10 protein-coding genes are annotated in these 14,826 nt (G+C 32.3%); 2 read left to right on the top strand and 8 right to left on the bottom strand.

All coding sequences use genetic code 11. The features are described from left to right. Positions 1-5: 5 nt before the first annotated feature. Together ruvA and VOI25_RS11760 are read right to left on the bottom strand one after the other, a co-directional pair. A complete protein-coding gene (gene ruvA / locus VOI25_RS11765; RefSeq protein ID WP_323789273.1) occupies positions 6-587 on the bottom strand; it encodes a Holliday junction branch migration protein RuvA in 582 nt (193 codons plus the stop codon). A 64-nt stretch (positions 588-651) separates the two neighbouring features. Further along, complete coding sequence (locus VOI25_RS11760; protein WP_323789272.1) at positions 652-2,946, bottom strand: NADP-dependent malic enzyme; 2,295 nt, start codon at positions 2,944-2,946, stop codon at positions 652-654. Positions 2,947-3,105: 159 nt separating this feature from the next. On the opposite strand from VOI25_RS11760, the gene VOI25_RS11755 reads away from it, so the two are divergent. Continuing rightward, a complete protein-coding gene (locus tag VOI25_RS11755; RefSeq protein WP_323789271.1) occupies positions 3,106-5,469 on the top strand; it encodes a DUF5686 family protein in 2,364 nt (787 codons plus the stop codon). A gap of 6 nt (positions 5,470-5,475) precedes the next feature. Here the strand turns inward: VOI25_RS11755 and VOI25_RS11750 are convergent, their stop codons facing one another. The 4 genes from VOI25_RS11750 to VOI25_RS11735 all read right to left on the bottom strand — a co-directional run bounded on the left by VOI25_RS11750 (position 5,476) and on the right by VOI25_RS11735 (position 12,301). Next, positions 5,476-7,218, bottom strand: a complete 1,743-nt coding sequence (locus VOI25_RS11750; protein ID WP_323789270.1) for an alpha-amylase family glycosyl hydrolase — start codon at positions 7,216-7,218, stop codon at positions 5,476-5,478. 19 nt (positions 7,219-7,237) lie between these two features. Then, on the bottom strand, positions 7,238-8,164 hold the full coding sequence (locus tag VOI25_RS11745) for a carbohydrate kinase (RefSeq protein WP_323789269.1): 927 nt from the start codon (positions 8,162-8,164) through the stop codon (positions 7,238-7,240). Positions 8,165-8,188: 24 nt separating this feature from the next. Continuing rightward, positions 8,189-9,523: an MFS transporter gene (locus VOI25_RS11740; protein ID WP_323789268.1), complete on the bottom strand. Its 1,335-nt coding sequence runs from the start codon at positions 9,521-9,523 to the stop codon at positions 8,189-8,191. 144 nt (positions 9,524-9,667) lie between these two features. Further along, a complete protein-coding gene (locus tag VOI25_RS11735; protein WP_323789267.1) occupies positions 9,668-12,301 on the bottom strand; it encodes a TonB-dependent receptor in 2,634 nt (877 codons plus the stop codon). 166 nt (positions 12,302-12,467) lie between these two features. Here VOI25_RS11735 and VOI25_RS11730 point away from each other — a divergent pair, with 166 nt between their 5' ends. Further along, positions 12,468-13,511: a LacI family DNA-binding transcriptional regulator gene (locus VOI25_RS11730; protein ID WP_323789266.1), complete on the top strand. Its 1,044-nt coding sequence runs from the start codon at positions 12,468-12,470 to the stop codon at positions 13,509-13,511. Here the strand turns inward: VOI25_RS11730 and queG are convergent. Continuing rightward, on the bottom strand, positions 13,492-14,415 hold the full coding sequence (queG, locus tag VOI25_RS11725) for a tRNA epoxyqueuosine(34) reductase QueG (RefSeq protein ID WP_323789265.1): 924 nt from the start codon (positions 14,413-14,415) through the stop codon (positions 13,492-13,494). The genes VOI25_RS11730 and queG overlap by 20 nt on opposite strands. Further along, the gene (locus VOI25_RS11720; RefSeq protein ID WP_323789264.1) at positions 14,412-14,792 is read right to left on the bottom strand and encodes a GIY-YIG nuclease family protein; all 381 of its coding nucleotides are present in this window, start codon (positions 14,790-14,792) and stop codon (positions 14,412-14,414) included. The genes queG and VOI25_RS11720 overlap by 4 nt, the downstream gene beginning before the upstream one ends. Positions 14,793-14,826 lie beyond the last annotated feature (34 nt).

Below are 14,826 nucleotides of genomic sequence, written 5' to 3'. Positions count from 1 at the left end.
CAAATTTATAAATTTTTTAATGCGTCCTTTATAAGGGTTTCTACATTGGCATCTGGTTGTTGAGACACTAATTTGTCTAAAATACGTTCGGATTGCTTTTTAGCAAATCCGAGAACTTCTAAAGCTGATAACGCTTCATCTTTATTAGTATTGTTTCTATTAACAGAAACTTCATCAATATCATAAACCTTCAGAACCTTATCTTTTAAATCTAAAATAACTCTAGCTGCAGTTTTAGCACCAATTCCTTTTATAGATTGGATTAAAGCCACATCTCCATGAGCAATTCCTTCTTTTACTTGTTGTGGTGTTAGTGAAGACAACATCGTTCTTGCCGTACTTGCTCCAATTCCACTTACTGAAAGTAGAAGTTTAAAAATTTCACGTTCAGAAACTGAAGAAAATCCATACAACGTATGTGCATCTTCACGTACAATTAAATACGCATACAATTTTAGGTTTTCTTGATCGGGAATTTGAGAATAGGTATGTAATGATATATTTAACAAATACCCAACACCATTGCAATCTATAACAACATCTGTTAGGTTCTTCTCTACTAATTTACCCTGAATATGCGTAATCATTTATTCGCTTCGGTTAAAAACTCAAATGTAATAAAATTATTTACATTTCTAAGGTGATGATTTGCTAATGTTTTAGGCGTTCTTTTTCTGTTTTTTCCTTTTGCTGTGCATCAATTACTGCAATGGCAGCCATATTAACAATTTCTTCCACACTGGCATCTAATTGAAGTATGTGAACAGGCTTACGCATTCCCATCATTATTGGACCAATAGAATCAGCTTTATTCAACTCTTTTAATAATTTATAGGTAATATTTGCCGACTCAAGATTAGGAAAAATAAGTGTGTTTACTTTTTTACCGGCTAACTTAGAAAACGGAAAAATATCCTGAAGCATTTCACTATTCAAAGCAAAATCGGTTTGCAATTCGCCATCGACCAATAAATCTGGATGCCTTTTGTGTAAATATTCAACAGCTTCACGAACTTTAGTCGCAGTTTGATTTTTTGAGGAACCAAAATTTGAGTAGGATGTCATTGCCATTACAGGCTCCATTCCAAACATTCTAACCACTTTTGCTGTCATTTGAGCAATTCGCGTTAAATCGTTTGCCGAAGGATTAATATTTATAGACGTATCACTCAAGAACATTGGTCCGCGTTTTGTAATCATCACATTTGTAGTGGCAATTCGCGTTGCTCCTGGTGCTAAACCAATAAGTTCAAGCATTGGCTTTACTACTGAAGGATAATTTCTAGAGAACCCTGTTACTAATGCATCTGCATCGCCTTCATTAACCATCATGGCAGCGAAATAGTTACGTTCTCGCATAATTTTTTCTGCTGAATACAAGGTAACACCTTTACGCTTTCGGTTTTTCCAATAGACTTCAGCATATTTATTTTTACGCTCTATTTCTTCATCAGATTTTGGATCAATTATATCAACATCAGCATCAAACTCAATCTCTTCCATAAGTTCTATGATGGTCTCTTTTCGACCTAACAAAATAGGAATAGCGATGCCTTCATCAAAAGCAAACTGTGCTGCTTTTAAAACATCAAGTTGATCTGCTTCAGCAAAAATAACACGCTTCGGATTTAACTTAGCACGATTGTGTAACAGACGTACAATCTTATTATCTGAACCTAGTCGTTGTAATAATTCTTCTTCATATCTATCCCAATCTTCAATAGGTTCTTTACTGACACCACTTTCAATTGCAGCTTTAGCAACGGCTGGAGGTACAGTGGCAATAAGTCTAGGATCAAATGGTTTTGGAATGATATAGTCTTTACCAAAGGTTAATCTAGTTTCACCATAAGCAATATTAACTTGCTCTGGAACTGGCTCTTTAGCTAAATCGGCTAATGCCTTAACAGCAGCCATTTTCATTGCTTCATTAATTTTAGTTGCTCTAACATCTAAAGCACCTCTAAAAATAAACGGAAACCCAAGAACGTTATTAACTTGATTAGGATGATCACTTCGACCTGTGGCCATAATAATGTCATCTCGTGTATCAACTGCAAGTTGGTATTCAATTTCAGGATTAGGATTAGCCATAGCAAAAACAATTGGGTTGGCTGCCATCACTTTTAACATACTTGGCTTAACAATATCTGCCATAGACAAACCAATAAAGACATCAGCATCTTTCATAGCCTCATCAAGTGTATCTATTTTTCGATGTGTTGCAAACTCTGCTTTTTGAGAGGTTAAATCATCACGATCATTTCTAATAACGCCTTTGCTATCAAGCATTACCATGTTTTCACGTTTAGCACCACAAGCTTGATATAATCTTGAACATGAAATCGCTGCTGCTCCAGCTCCACTTATGACGATTTGGACTTCATCAATCTTTTTATTAGCAATTTCTAAAGCATTAATAAGTGCTGCTGCAGAAATAATTGCCGTTCCATGTTGGTCATCATGCATGACTGGAATATCCAATTCTTCCTTTAATCGCTTTTCTATCTCAAAAGCTTCAGGAGCTTTAATATCCTCAAGATTAATTCCACCAAAAGTGGGCGCAATCATTTTTACAGTTTTTATAAATTCCTCAACATCTTCTGTATCAACTTCTATATCAAAAACATCAATGTCTGCAAAGATTTTAAATAGCAAGCCCTTGCCTTCCATTACAGGTTTAGAGGCTTCAGGACCTATATTACCAAGACCTAAAACTGCTGTTCCGTTTGAAATTACGGCCACTAAATTTCCTTTGGCTGTATATTTATAGGCATTGTTTTTGTCTTTTTCAATTTCTAAACAAGGCTCAGCAACACCTGGAGAATAGGCTAAAGACAAATCACGTTGTGTAGCATATTTTTTTGTAGGAATGACTTCTATCTTTCCTGGTTTCGGTTTTGCGTGATATACTAAGGCTTCCCTTCTTTTACTTTGCTTGCTCATGAAAATGTGAATTAACTACCTGAATTAAATAAGCTACAAATGTAACGGTTTTATAGCAAATGTTATCTTAAAAAAAGGGATTACAAGCCTTGGTTTTTAAATAGAATACTATATTTATACTTTACACGTTTGTAAGAATAATCAACCATCAACATCAAAATGAAAAAACTCTTCTTTTTTATTTTATTAATTGCGTTTAAAGCCTATTCTCAAGGTGAATTGTTATTTACAATTATTGACTTTGAAACCAAAGAACCCGTTGCCTTTGCTAATATCATCTTTAATGATGACGTTTATAGTGGAACGATCTCAGATATCGATGGCGTTTTTTATGCTTCAGCTACGGTGAAAAAATTCACCATTAGTTACGTGGGATATGAATCTAAAACATTAGTCGTATCTAGCCTTAATTCAAATATCATTTCGCTTAAAAAAGAAATAAGTGCGCTTGATGAGGTCGTCATTACGAATACTGAAAACCCAGCACATCGTATCATTAGGAATGCAGTAAAGAATAAAGAATTAAACAATCCTGAAAACTTGAATACATTCACTTATCAATCCTATGATAAAATTATTGTTGATGGCGAAGAGATGAAAGTCAAAGAAGATACACTAAATGAGTTGGGGAAATTTTTTGAGAAATCACATTTATTTATAACTGAAACTGTTGCTAAGCGAAAATATCTAAAACCTAAATTCTCAGAAGATAGCATTATTGCAATTAGAACCTCTGGATTTAAAAGTCCGAATTTTGCATTTTTAGCCAATACCATTCAGCCCTTTTCTTTTTATGAGGAATACATCACATTATTTGAAACTGATTATTTAAATCCTATTTCAAAAGGAAGCACAAATAAATATAAATTCAGACTTAAAGAGGAATACTTACGAGGTCAGGATACTATTTTCGCCATTTCATTCGAGCCAAAAGCAAATCGTAATTTTGAAGGTTTAAAAGGTTTGATTTATATCAATTCTAATAAGTATGCGGTTCAAAGTGTAGATGCTGCTACATTTAATTCTGGAAAAATAGATGTGTCCATACAACAGAAATATAAATTGATAAACCAAGAATATTGGTTTCCTGAACAGTTAAATTTTCAAATTAGAATTGGTGAAAAATATGGAGCTATCAAATATGTTGGTAAAAGTTACCTTTCTAAAATTGACCTCAACACGACACTAACAAAAAAGGATTTTCCAATCTTACCTATTGGAATTCAAACAGAACAGGTAAAAAAAGACGCTAACTTCTGGACTTCTGTTCGACAAGATTCTTTAAACATAAAAGAAGCACGAACGTATGTTGTGATTGACAGTATTGGAGAAAAATTAAAATTTGATAAACTACTTACATTTTCATCAAAACTTGCCAAAGGTAGAATTCCTTTAAAATATGTAGACGTTGACCTAACTAAACTTATTCTTTATAATAAATATGAAGGTTTGAGATTAGGTGCTGGTTTTTTTACAAATGAAGATGTTTTTGAAAATGTTTCTATTGGTGGATTTGCAGGTTACGGATTTCAAGATTACAAATGGAAATATGGGGGTGAACTTTTGATTGATGTGCCGAGTAAAAAAGACATTAAAATTCAGTTGAAGTATGAGAATAATTTAAAAGAAACTGGCACATCTTATTTCAAGCATAATAGTCCGTTGCTAAACACAAGAAGCGTACTCGCAGAACAAATGGATCAAATTGAAGCGTTTAGTTTTAAGACTAAAATGAAATTATATAGAAATATCGATTGGTCGATCGGATTCAATACGTCAGATATTAAACCGCTTTACGATTACAGTTTTAATTCTGGTAGTGCATCTTTAATTAACTACACTAATTCAGAAATAAACATAGGCATCAGTTATTTTGTGAATGAAAAATTGACCAATGTTTTCAATTCTATAACGCGACTAACTAGTGATGATCCCATTTTTAATTTAACCTATTCACGAGGTTTAGCTAATGTATTTGGAAGTGATTTTAGTTACAATAAAATCCGTTTTACGTTTGACGACAGCTTCAAAACTAAAGGTTTAGGGAAAACGACCTATCGATTAGATATGGGTTATATTGACACTTCTCTTCCTTATGGTCAATTGTTTACAGGTGAAGGCAGTTATGATGAAAACTTTCCATATGTGTTTCAGAACTACTTTCAAACCACTGTCCCTTATGAGTTTTTATCTGATAGATATGTGAATCTATTTACCAATCATAACTTCGGCATGTTACTCAATAATAAAGGCTTTTTTACACCTGAAGTTGTGCTTCATAATAACTTTGGAATTGGAAATTTATCACATGCTTCTCATCATGAAACTATAGCCTATAAGATTAAAAATGAGCTCTTTTTAGAAACAGGCTTGGAGCTTCGAAACATTATCAAATTGAATTATCTAGACATGGGTTATATCGGACTTGGAGCTGGTGGTTTTTATCGTTATGGTTTTCATAACTTGCCTAGCTCAGGTGATAACTTTGTGTTTAAATTAGCTACAAGTTTTACGTTTAAGTAATTACTTTTATGAAAAAGAAATTGTTTTTGTACGACCTTCTTCGCTAAATGACACACTAAATATATACGTCTGAAGATTTGCTTTTAACTCTGCCGTATGTTCATTATTTGTCCATATAATATGAATTTCATTTTCGAACGACTTTTTGATTATAATGTCACCCAAAAAAGCTTTTGAAGTATTTCTAAGTCTAATTATTTTTAATTGATTTATAACAATATCATCTTTTATACTCTTATTTATATCTTTTATTGATAGTGTGGTTCTGTTAATTTCTTTATGACCTCCTTCACCTGCATCATCTGCTGCTTGATAATTATTCTTACCAGCAAACAAATCTAAATACCAAACTTGGGGTATTCCTGGCATAAACATTTGAATAGCTCTTGCTAAAAGTAGTTTATCTTCATTCTCACCTAAGGCACTAAAAAAAGTGGCATTCACTTGATAATATGATATTTTTTTACCTGATGGACCATAAAGGTTTTTTACACGTCCACCACGTTCTATAATGGTATTCATTATCGTTTCTATCTCATTGTCTTCAAGTAAGCCTTTGTTATATTTACCATTAACCTCTTTGCCTTTTAAATCTAAAACAGGAATACCATCATGACATCCCAACATATTTACCGTTTTATACCCTTTCGTAACTATTTCATTTGCCCATTTTAAAATGGCCTTATTATTACTGGATTCTAGTGTATGAATTAAAAGTCCAGGGAGGAAAAAATCATAAATATGGTACCCTTTTTTAGACACTTCATCATGAAGCCCTGAACCATATTCCGCATGAATTTCTGGCAAAAGCATTAGGTTATACTTAATAGCTATTTGTTTAATTCGCTCTAGGTATTCCCAAGTACCTGGTGTATTAAAAAAGTTTGATTGCCCTACTTCTTTATGAAGGTATGCAAATGCGTCCAATCTTAATATTTGGCACCCAAACCCTTTTAGTTTTGCAAGTGTCTCTTCATAAAAATCCCAAACTAATGGAGATTTTGCATTAACATCCATTTGCCCTAAATAAGTGCGTTTTTTATTGACAACACTAATTATTTCATTTTTAGAACAATCAGAATCACCAAAATCTATAGTTGAAAAATCTTGACTACTATCGATCGCAAGATTGATTTTAGCACAAATTATTTTAGCATCTTGTGGTTTGAGTTGTGGTACAACTTTTAAATCATCAATAGTAATTGGGTGATACTTTATGTCCTGATAAAATGTATTCCAATATGGCCGTTCACTCCCATCTGGAAATAAGACTTTTAATATTGGAAGACCAGATTTTCTCATAAATAATTTATTGAGATGTTCCGTTTTTGGAATAACAATTCCATCTTTATTCAATTCACCGTGATTGGACCAAAACTCATTCCAATTAATAAAAAAATCTTTAAATTTTGATTGCTCTCCTTTTTCTAAAACATCTTTAAATTGAGGTGAAGCCACAGATAAATGGTTTAAAACAATGTCAAACTTTAGTTTTATATTAAGCTTATCTAAAGCTTTCAAGTCTTCTTTTGAAACAAGATCATTATTTATATTATAATCTACAATTGAAAACCCTCTATCTAAATCACTATTAAAAAAAGTTGGTAACACATAAAACAATGAGAAAACATCTTTAAATTCTGGTCGTTCTAACATGCTTAATGTATCACTCCATTTTTGACCAATACTATCAGGATAAGCGTTAAGCATAACTCCTTTCAAACTCTGATTTTTCAAATCTATATGCATAATGATTTTGAGTTTTAAACTATAATAGTTTTGAAAGTATATTGATATTATCAGGCAACCTTCCTACGTTTTGCAATTTGAGAGCTGCTAATTTTAATGCAACTTCTAAGCATTCTTCAATAGGTTTTTTCTTTATATACGCAAATAAAAAGCCAGACCAAAATGCATCTCCTGCACCAGTTGCATCCATTACTTTTTCAATTTTTATGGCAGGCATTTCTATAATTTTTTTATCTTTTTGAGATAACTTAACACCTTTAGACCCTAATGTTAAACATACAATATCAACACCTTCTTTATGGAAAAATTCAAAAATTTGCTTATGAGATAATGTTTCATGAAAAAGCCTAAACATATCATCCTCACTGATTTTTATTAAAGGATTAAACTTACAATAGGCTTTAATTATTTTTATAGCTTCTTCTTTATCACGCCATAATTTACCAGAATAATTTACATCTATACTTAGTTTACAACCTAAATTAAAAGCTTCTTCTGCCTTTTTAATAATTGTAGTTTGCGCTGGGTCTTTACTTAAAGCAAAACATGTTGTGTGAAAAATATTAGTTTTTAACAAGACATCTTTTGATATTTGGTCTTCTGTTATCAGTACGTCTGCTTCTCTAAAGGGAATGAAATCTGGTGTAGATTCTGACCTAGAGACAAAAATCACACTTGTAGGTATATTTTCAACAATTTTAACATTATCAATATTTACACCTACCTCAGAGAATCTATTGAAAATATAGTCTCCAAAACCATCATCACCAACAGTAGCTACCATTGCCGATTGCAATCCTAATCTTGAAGAGTTCATAGCAACATTTGTAGGTGAACCACCTAAGTATCTGTGATAATCTCTAGTATCATTAATTAAAACTTCTGATTGATGACCTATAAAATCAATTAGCACCTCTCCTACACATAGAATGTCTATGTTTTTCATATCAAAATTTATATTAAATAGTTTCTAATGCCCTGTTTGAATTGGTTTTACTACATCATCAACATCTATTGCCTTTTTTGTTTTTATAAAAAGTGTACAAATTGTCGCAATTAATAATAAAACACCAGCAAATGTAATTGCGTTTCGTGGATCATTATTTAAAAAATGCTTTAAAATATATCCAAATGATAATGTTTGAATAATCATTGGTATTACAATCATCATATTAATTATACCCATATAAACTCCATAGCGCTCTTTAGGAATATCAGCTACTACCATTAAATATGGTATTCCCATCATGCTTGCCCAACCAATACCAAAACCAGTTATAGCAAAGAACAATAAATTTTTATTTTCAATATGAGGAAATGCCAAAAAACCCAAAGCTGCTATAACTAAACAAAAAGCATGTACTTTTTTCGCACTATACTTTTTTGCAAATCCCACCAATGCAAAGGCTACTAAAAAAGTGACTACGTTATACCAACCATTTACTAATCCTGTCCAACTAACAGCTTCACTATAGGCATCTGTGTTTTCTGGTGTCGCATTCCAAACAGAAAGGGCTACACTCTTTGAGGAGTTTTGCCAATAACAAAATAAAGCATACCATTGAAACAAGTAAATTAAGGCAAGTTGCCACATAACTTTTGGCATGTCTTTTATTGCAGAAAAAATTTCTATTAATGGTCCTAAAACACTTCTTTTTTCACTTTTAAGTTTTGCTAATTCTTCTTCTGTTGGAGGAATCTCCTTGGTTTTACTAATACTCCACAAAATTGTTGCTATTGAACATATTGCTCCTAAGAAAAATGATGCGTATACCCAAGTTGGTAATGACCCAGTAGTACCTATAAAAATTAATGGAAAAATAAACAATGATAAATTAGCTAAAACTTGTCCTAAACCAGTAAAGAAACTTTGCATTTGAAATCCTAAAGGTTGTTGCTCTCCATCTAACTGATCTGCTATGAGTGCCCTGTATGGTTCCATTGCTGTATTATTTCCAGCATCTAAAACCCATAATAAACCAGCTGCCATCCATAACGTGCTACTAAAAGGAAATGCTAATAAAGTTAAACTACACAAAATAGCTCCAATTAAAAAAAAAGGTTTACGTCTCCCAAATCTAGGACTCCATGTTTTATCACTTAGTGCTCCAATAATAGGTTGTACTAATAGACCTGTTACAGGTCCTGCTAAATGCAGTAATGGGATCTGATCTGGACTTGCTCCTAAAAAATCATAAATTGGTGTAACAGCACTTTGTTGTAAACCAAAACTATACTGAATTCCAAAAAATCCAACATTCATATTGAGAATTTGCCAGAAGCTTAATTTTGGTTTTTTTAACATAGCCATGGTTTTTATAACGCTTTTATTTTTGAGTAATGTACTTTAATTTTAGTAAAAAAGAGCCAATGCTATAAATATGCATTGACTCTCAACTCAAATCAATTTAAAAATCTATAAATTTTGTTAACACTTAATTAAAATTTATTAGAAACTATAGTTAAGTCCCAGTGAAATTGATCGACCTGGAACTGGCCTAACTCTTAAATAGTTTGTTTGTCCTTCTGCAATACTTCCCTCTTCAGATTCTGTAATTCCCAAAGAGTCAAATAAATTGTTAGCAGAAAGATTTGCATTTAATTTATCTGTAATTCCAAGATTAATAAAACTATTCACTATTACAAAACCTGGTAAAACTAGTTCATTTGAATCTTGTGCATAAGCCTTACTCTGCCCTATAAAACTCAAACCAAAAGAGTTTTGTTTAGCTTTTCCAAAGTTAAAAGTTGGAATGAAATTATATATAAAGTCTGGTTGTCTTCTTGGCGTCTTACCTGCGTTATCTCCAGAATCAATTTCAGCATCTGTAAACGTTAATCCTCCTCTAACACCAATAGATTCACTAAATCTGTAAGAACCTTCTATTTCAACTCCAATAGATTTATAATCATTTTCTATTATACTGTTTGATGTCGCTTCAAAACCACCTTCTTCAACTGTTTTAGCATAAAAGAGGGTTGCATATAGTGATCCTTTTTCAAATCCTCTTTTATAACCAATTTCAGCTTGATTGATAAAATCTAAAGCATTTATTCTATCACTATTAGTATAATCTAAACCTGCAAATAAAATACGATCAGCCTTCGCTGAACCACCTCTACTGTAACGTGCAAATATTGCTTGGCTATCATTTAATAAATAATTAGCACCAACTGAAAATGATACATAATCATACTCATAATTTACTGTTGTTGGATTTGCTAAATCTATAGATTGAACTGTTTGTTCTGGTAAAGAAATATTACCATCGTTATTAATATCATTTTGCGAAGTAGCTGGACCAGCAAATGAACCATCTACTTGTCCTTTATCGTAGCGAATACTAGCATCAATATTTAATTTTTCTGAAGCCTCAAATGCCACAGCTAAATAAGGTGCTGAAGTATTGTATTTAGTATCATAACTTCGTTGACAACAATTTCCAAAAAACGCAGCTCCATAACCTACCAAACCATTTGAAGATAGTGGATTACCTCCAGCATCTAAAGCATCAATTAATCTTGCGTCATCTCCCCTAGCTTCTAATAAATATGAATTCCATAACCATGACATAGATACATTTTGCATGCCTTTAAAATAACCAACTGTTATATCAATATTATCAAAAGACTTAGTCAGACGAATATCGTTCATAAAGTTATTGAAGTTATTTAATTGTGTGTCAAATAAAACAACAGGAGTTATTAGAGAGTTTCCTCCAACAGGTCCATCTCCATTAGCATAAACTAATGAGTCATATCCATTATCTGTTGCGAAATCTCCAGCTAAAAAATCTGAAACAGTTGAAACACTTGCAGGAAAAGGGGAATTGAAACCTCCTCTATTAGACGAAAATCTTCCGTTATTTTTAATTTTAAATCCATCACCTAAGTCAAAAGAAGCTTCCATTCCAATTGAAGTAGAAATTGGATTCATCCCATCACTAACATCTGACCTTCTTAATTCACCACTTTCTCCAAGACCAACATTTTGTGTTAAGTATGGCGTATGTAAAGTTTCATTATTAGCATCAAAGTTTGGAACATTTTCAAAATTTGGATTATCATTAGTTCCAGTAACTTTTATTGGATTCGGTAAATATGCAATTGCTCTATCATTTAAATACTTAGTATATACTCTCACATAACCTTTTTCAAATTCTTTTGTGATATTAAACTTGAATTGTCCTCCATTATTTGCAGTATAACCTGCGTTACGAATACCTTCACCAACTCTATAAAATCCACCCATGTGAAAATAAAGTCCATCAGCGATAGGAGCTCCATATTCAAAATCTGTTCTGAAATTACCATAATCTAAACCGAAAGACGTCGCAATTGAACCTCCCTCTTTCTTTCCTGTTTTGCTAATTAAGTTAATAATTGCACCAGGTGAGTTTGAAGACAATGTAGAAGCAGAACCTCCTCTTATAGCTTCAATTCTTGATATATTAGAATCAAATCTTGTGAAAATATCTGCTGTTGCAAAAGACATATCACCAAATAATAATACTGGCAAACCATCTTCTTGTAATTGTACATACTTTGAACCACCAGAAGAAACTGGTACACCACGAACTGCTATATTTGAATTACCTTCTCCACCTGAAGATTCAGAGCGTATTCCAGGTATTGTTCTAAAAATTTCTGCAGTAGTTCTAGGTGCTGATTGCTGAATAACTTCTGGACGTATTGTTGTAACTGACACACTAGACTCAATTCTAGATTTTGGATTAGTCACACCTGTAATAATAATTTGGTCTAAAGATTCAGCATCTTCAGTCATTGTTATGTCTATCGTAATGTCTTCATTATTAACAGTCACACTTTGAGTAAATTTAGAAAACCCTAAATACGTTGCATTTAAAGTGTATGTGCCGTTTTCAACATTTGTAATGGTGTAGTTTCCATCAAAATCAGAAACAGCTCCTTGAGTTGTTCCTTCAATTATAACATTAACTCCTGTTAAGGGTATACCTGAGCTATCAGATATGTTTCCCGAAATATTCGACTGTGCAAAAACTGTCGATACAGAAATCATTAGTATAAGTAATAAACTGTAACATTTTTTAGTTGTAATCATTTTTAGTCTATTTATTAATTTGACAATTATTCTGGTTAATTATTGACGAATCTATATTTATTATTCTATTAATAATGAAATTAACAAATCGAAAACGTTTTCGATTTCACGAAAACGTTTTCGATATTGCTTTTTTTTAGTATTTTGCATAAAAAATTTAGAACTTTTGAAACCAGCAACCTTAAAACAAATTGCCGAAACTTTAGATATTTCTGTTTCTACAGTTTCTAAAGCATTAAAAGATTATTCAGACGTTAGTGAAAAAACCAGAAAACTAGTTAGAGAAACGGCAGCACAACTAAACTATAGACCAAATTCTTTCGCCGTTAATCTTAGGACAAAAGAATCTAAAACAATTGGGTTAATCATACCAGAAGTTGTCCACCACTTCTTTTCTACTGTAATAAAAGGAATTATTTCACAAGCTGAAAAAAAGGGGTATCTCGTTATTATTTTACAATCTAATGAATCTTATGAGCTTGAAAAAAAACAAATTGATTTGTTATTAAGTAAACATGTTGATGGTATTTTAATTTCATTGGCAAACGGAACTTCAGATTTCAAACACTTAACTGATGTCATCGATCAAGACAAACCTATAGTTATGTTTGACAAAATAGCTAAAATTGTTAATTGTTCAAAAGTAATTATAGATGATCGAAAAGCCGCATATACTGCAACACAACACCTAATTGATACTGGCTGTAAACGAATTGCCCATTTTAGAGGTCCATTGTTACCTCAAAACTCCATTGACAGATTTCTTGGTTATAAAAAAGCACTTTTAGACAACAATATACCATATGATTCTTCTCTTGTATATATATGTGATTGTAGTGATATGAGTTTTGAAGAGGGTAAAAAAAATGCTGCTCAATTACTAAAAGATCATAAGGATGTCGATGGTATTTTTATAAATACAGATATGGTGGCTATTGGAGCAATAACAGAGTTTAATAAAAGAGGTGTTAAAATCCCAGAAGATATTTCAATTGTTGGTTTTAGCAATTGGTTTATGTCTTCAGCTATAACGCCATCCCTTTCAACTATAGATCAACCAGGTTATCAAATGGGTAAAATAGCTTTTAAACAACTATACAAAGAACTAAAAGCATTAAAAAAAGAGAAAGAAGTACGCCCTAAAATTATAGAACTAGAAACTGCATTAGTTAAGAGAGACTCAACGAGGACTATGGTTTCAGAAACTTAATATTCCTCTGTAAGCCTTCAAATTTTGTGCGTTTAACTGCAGATTTCTTGAACACTTTATTGAAGGTTTCTTTTGTAATCTCTTCCCAATCGTTTTTGGACATGGATAGTAATTCTGGATGTGGATTAAACAAGGGTTCGTTGTGTGCTTTTGAAAAACGATTCCACGGACAAACATCTTGACATACGTCACAGCCGAACATCCAATCATCAAATTGACCTTTAAATTCTGTTGGAATATTCTCTTTCAATTCAATAGTAAAGTACGAAATACATTTACTTCCATCTACAACATAAGGCTCTGTAATTGCTTCTGTTGGGCAAGCATCAATACAAGCAGTGCACGTACCGCAATGGTCTGTGACAACATGATCATATTCTAAGTCTAAATCAATAATTAACTCAGCAATAAAATAAAAAGAACCTACTTGTTGCGTGAGGAGATTACTGTGTTTGCCAATCCATCCTAATCCTGATTTTGCTGCCCAAGCTTTATCCAAAACTGGAGCCGAATCTACAAACGCACGTCCATGAACATCACCAATTTCATCCTGAATGGCATGTAATAAGTGTTTCAATTTGTCTTTTATCACAAAATGATAATCGGTACCGTAAGCGTACTTTGATAATTTGTAGGTATCTGAATTTTGAGTATCTGAAGGATAATAATTTAAAAGTAAGGACACCACACTCTTAGAGCCTTCAACCAATTTTGTTGGATCTAAGCGTTTATCAAAGTGATTTTCCATGTAACGCATTTCGCCATGCGCATTAGATTTTAACCATTTTTCAAGTCTTGGTGCTTCCTGTTCTAAAAATTCAGCTTTACTAATTCCGCAGGACAAAAAACCTAGGCGCTTGGCTTCCGCTTTTATAAAATGGCTGTATTTAGATTTAGTATTCAATTTCTGTTTTTAGTTCTTTTGTCAGGCTGAGCGCAGTCGAAGCCCTTCCAAATTTGATTATCATTATCTAGTTTAAATTTGAAATGTGTTGCGTTTCTACATTCTGATAGTATTTGTAACCTATCAAAATTGCCTTCGATAAGAGCTTTCTTTTTAGCTCTTGTCCATTTCTTTATTTTTTTTTCAAAATAAATAGCTTGTAAGACATCATTAAATTCTTGATGAAATTCTATTGTTAAAGGACGCCTTTTAAATGTATAACAATCTCTATATTTACCCTTTTGATGTTCTTCAAATCTACGTGAAATGGTATTAGTTATTCCTGTATAATAAGAACTATCCGAACATTTTAATATATAAACGTAATATATATACATATTTCTACATTAGGACTTCGACTGCGTTCAGTCT

The organism is Psychroserpens sp., from assembly GCF_034670085.1.
Classification (GTDB): domain Bacteria; phylum Bacteroidota; class Bacteroidia; order Flavobacteriales; family Flavobacteriaceae; genus Psychroserpens.
This window is presented reverse-complemented; position numbering and strand designations above follow the sequence as displayed.

Coding starts and splice junctions, on each gene's coding strand:
- VOI25_RS11740 (WP_323789268.1), bottom strand. CDS start 9,523: ATGTTAAAAAAACCAAAATTAAGCTTCTGGCAAATTCTCAATATGAAT.
- VOI25_RS11735 (WP_323789267.1), bottom strand. CDS start 12,301: ATGATTACAACTAAAAAATGTTACAGTTTATTACTTATACTAATGATT.
- VOI25_RS11755 (WP_323789271.1), top strand. CDS start 3,106: ATGAAAAAACTCTTCTTTTTTATTTTATTAATTGCGTTTAAAGCCTAT.
- VOI25_RS11720 (WP_323789264.1), bottom strand. CDS start 14,792: ATGTATATATATTACGTTTATATATTAAAATGTTCGGATAGTTCTTAT.
- ruvA (WP_323789273.1), bottom strand. CDS start 587: ATGATTACGCATATTCAGGGTAAATTAGTAGAGAAGAACCTAACAGAT.
- VOI25_RS11760 (WP_323789272.1), bottom strand. CDS start 2,946: ATGAGCAAGCAAAGTAAAAGAAGGGAAGCCTTAGTATATCACGCAAAA.
- VOI25_RS11745 (WP_323789269.1), bottom strand. CDS start 8,164: ATGAAAAACATAGACATTCTATGTGTAGGAGAGGTGCTAATTGATTTT.
- VOI25_RS11750 (WP_323789270.1), bottom strand. CDS start 7,218: ATGCATATAGATTTGAAAAATCAGAGTTTGAAAGGAGTTATGCTTAAC.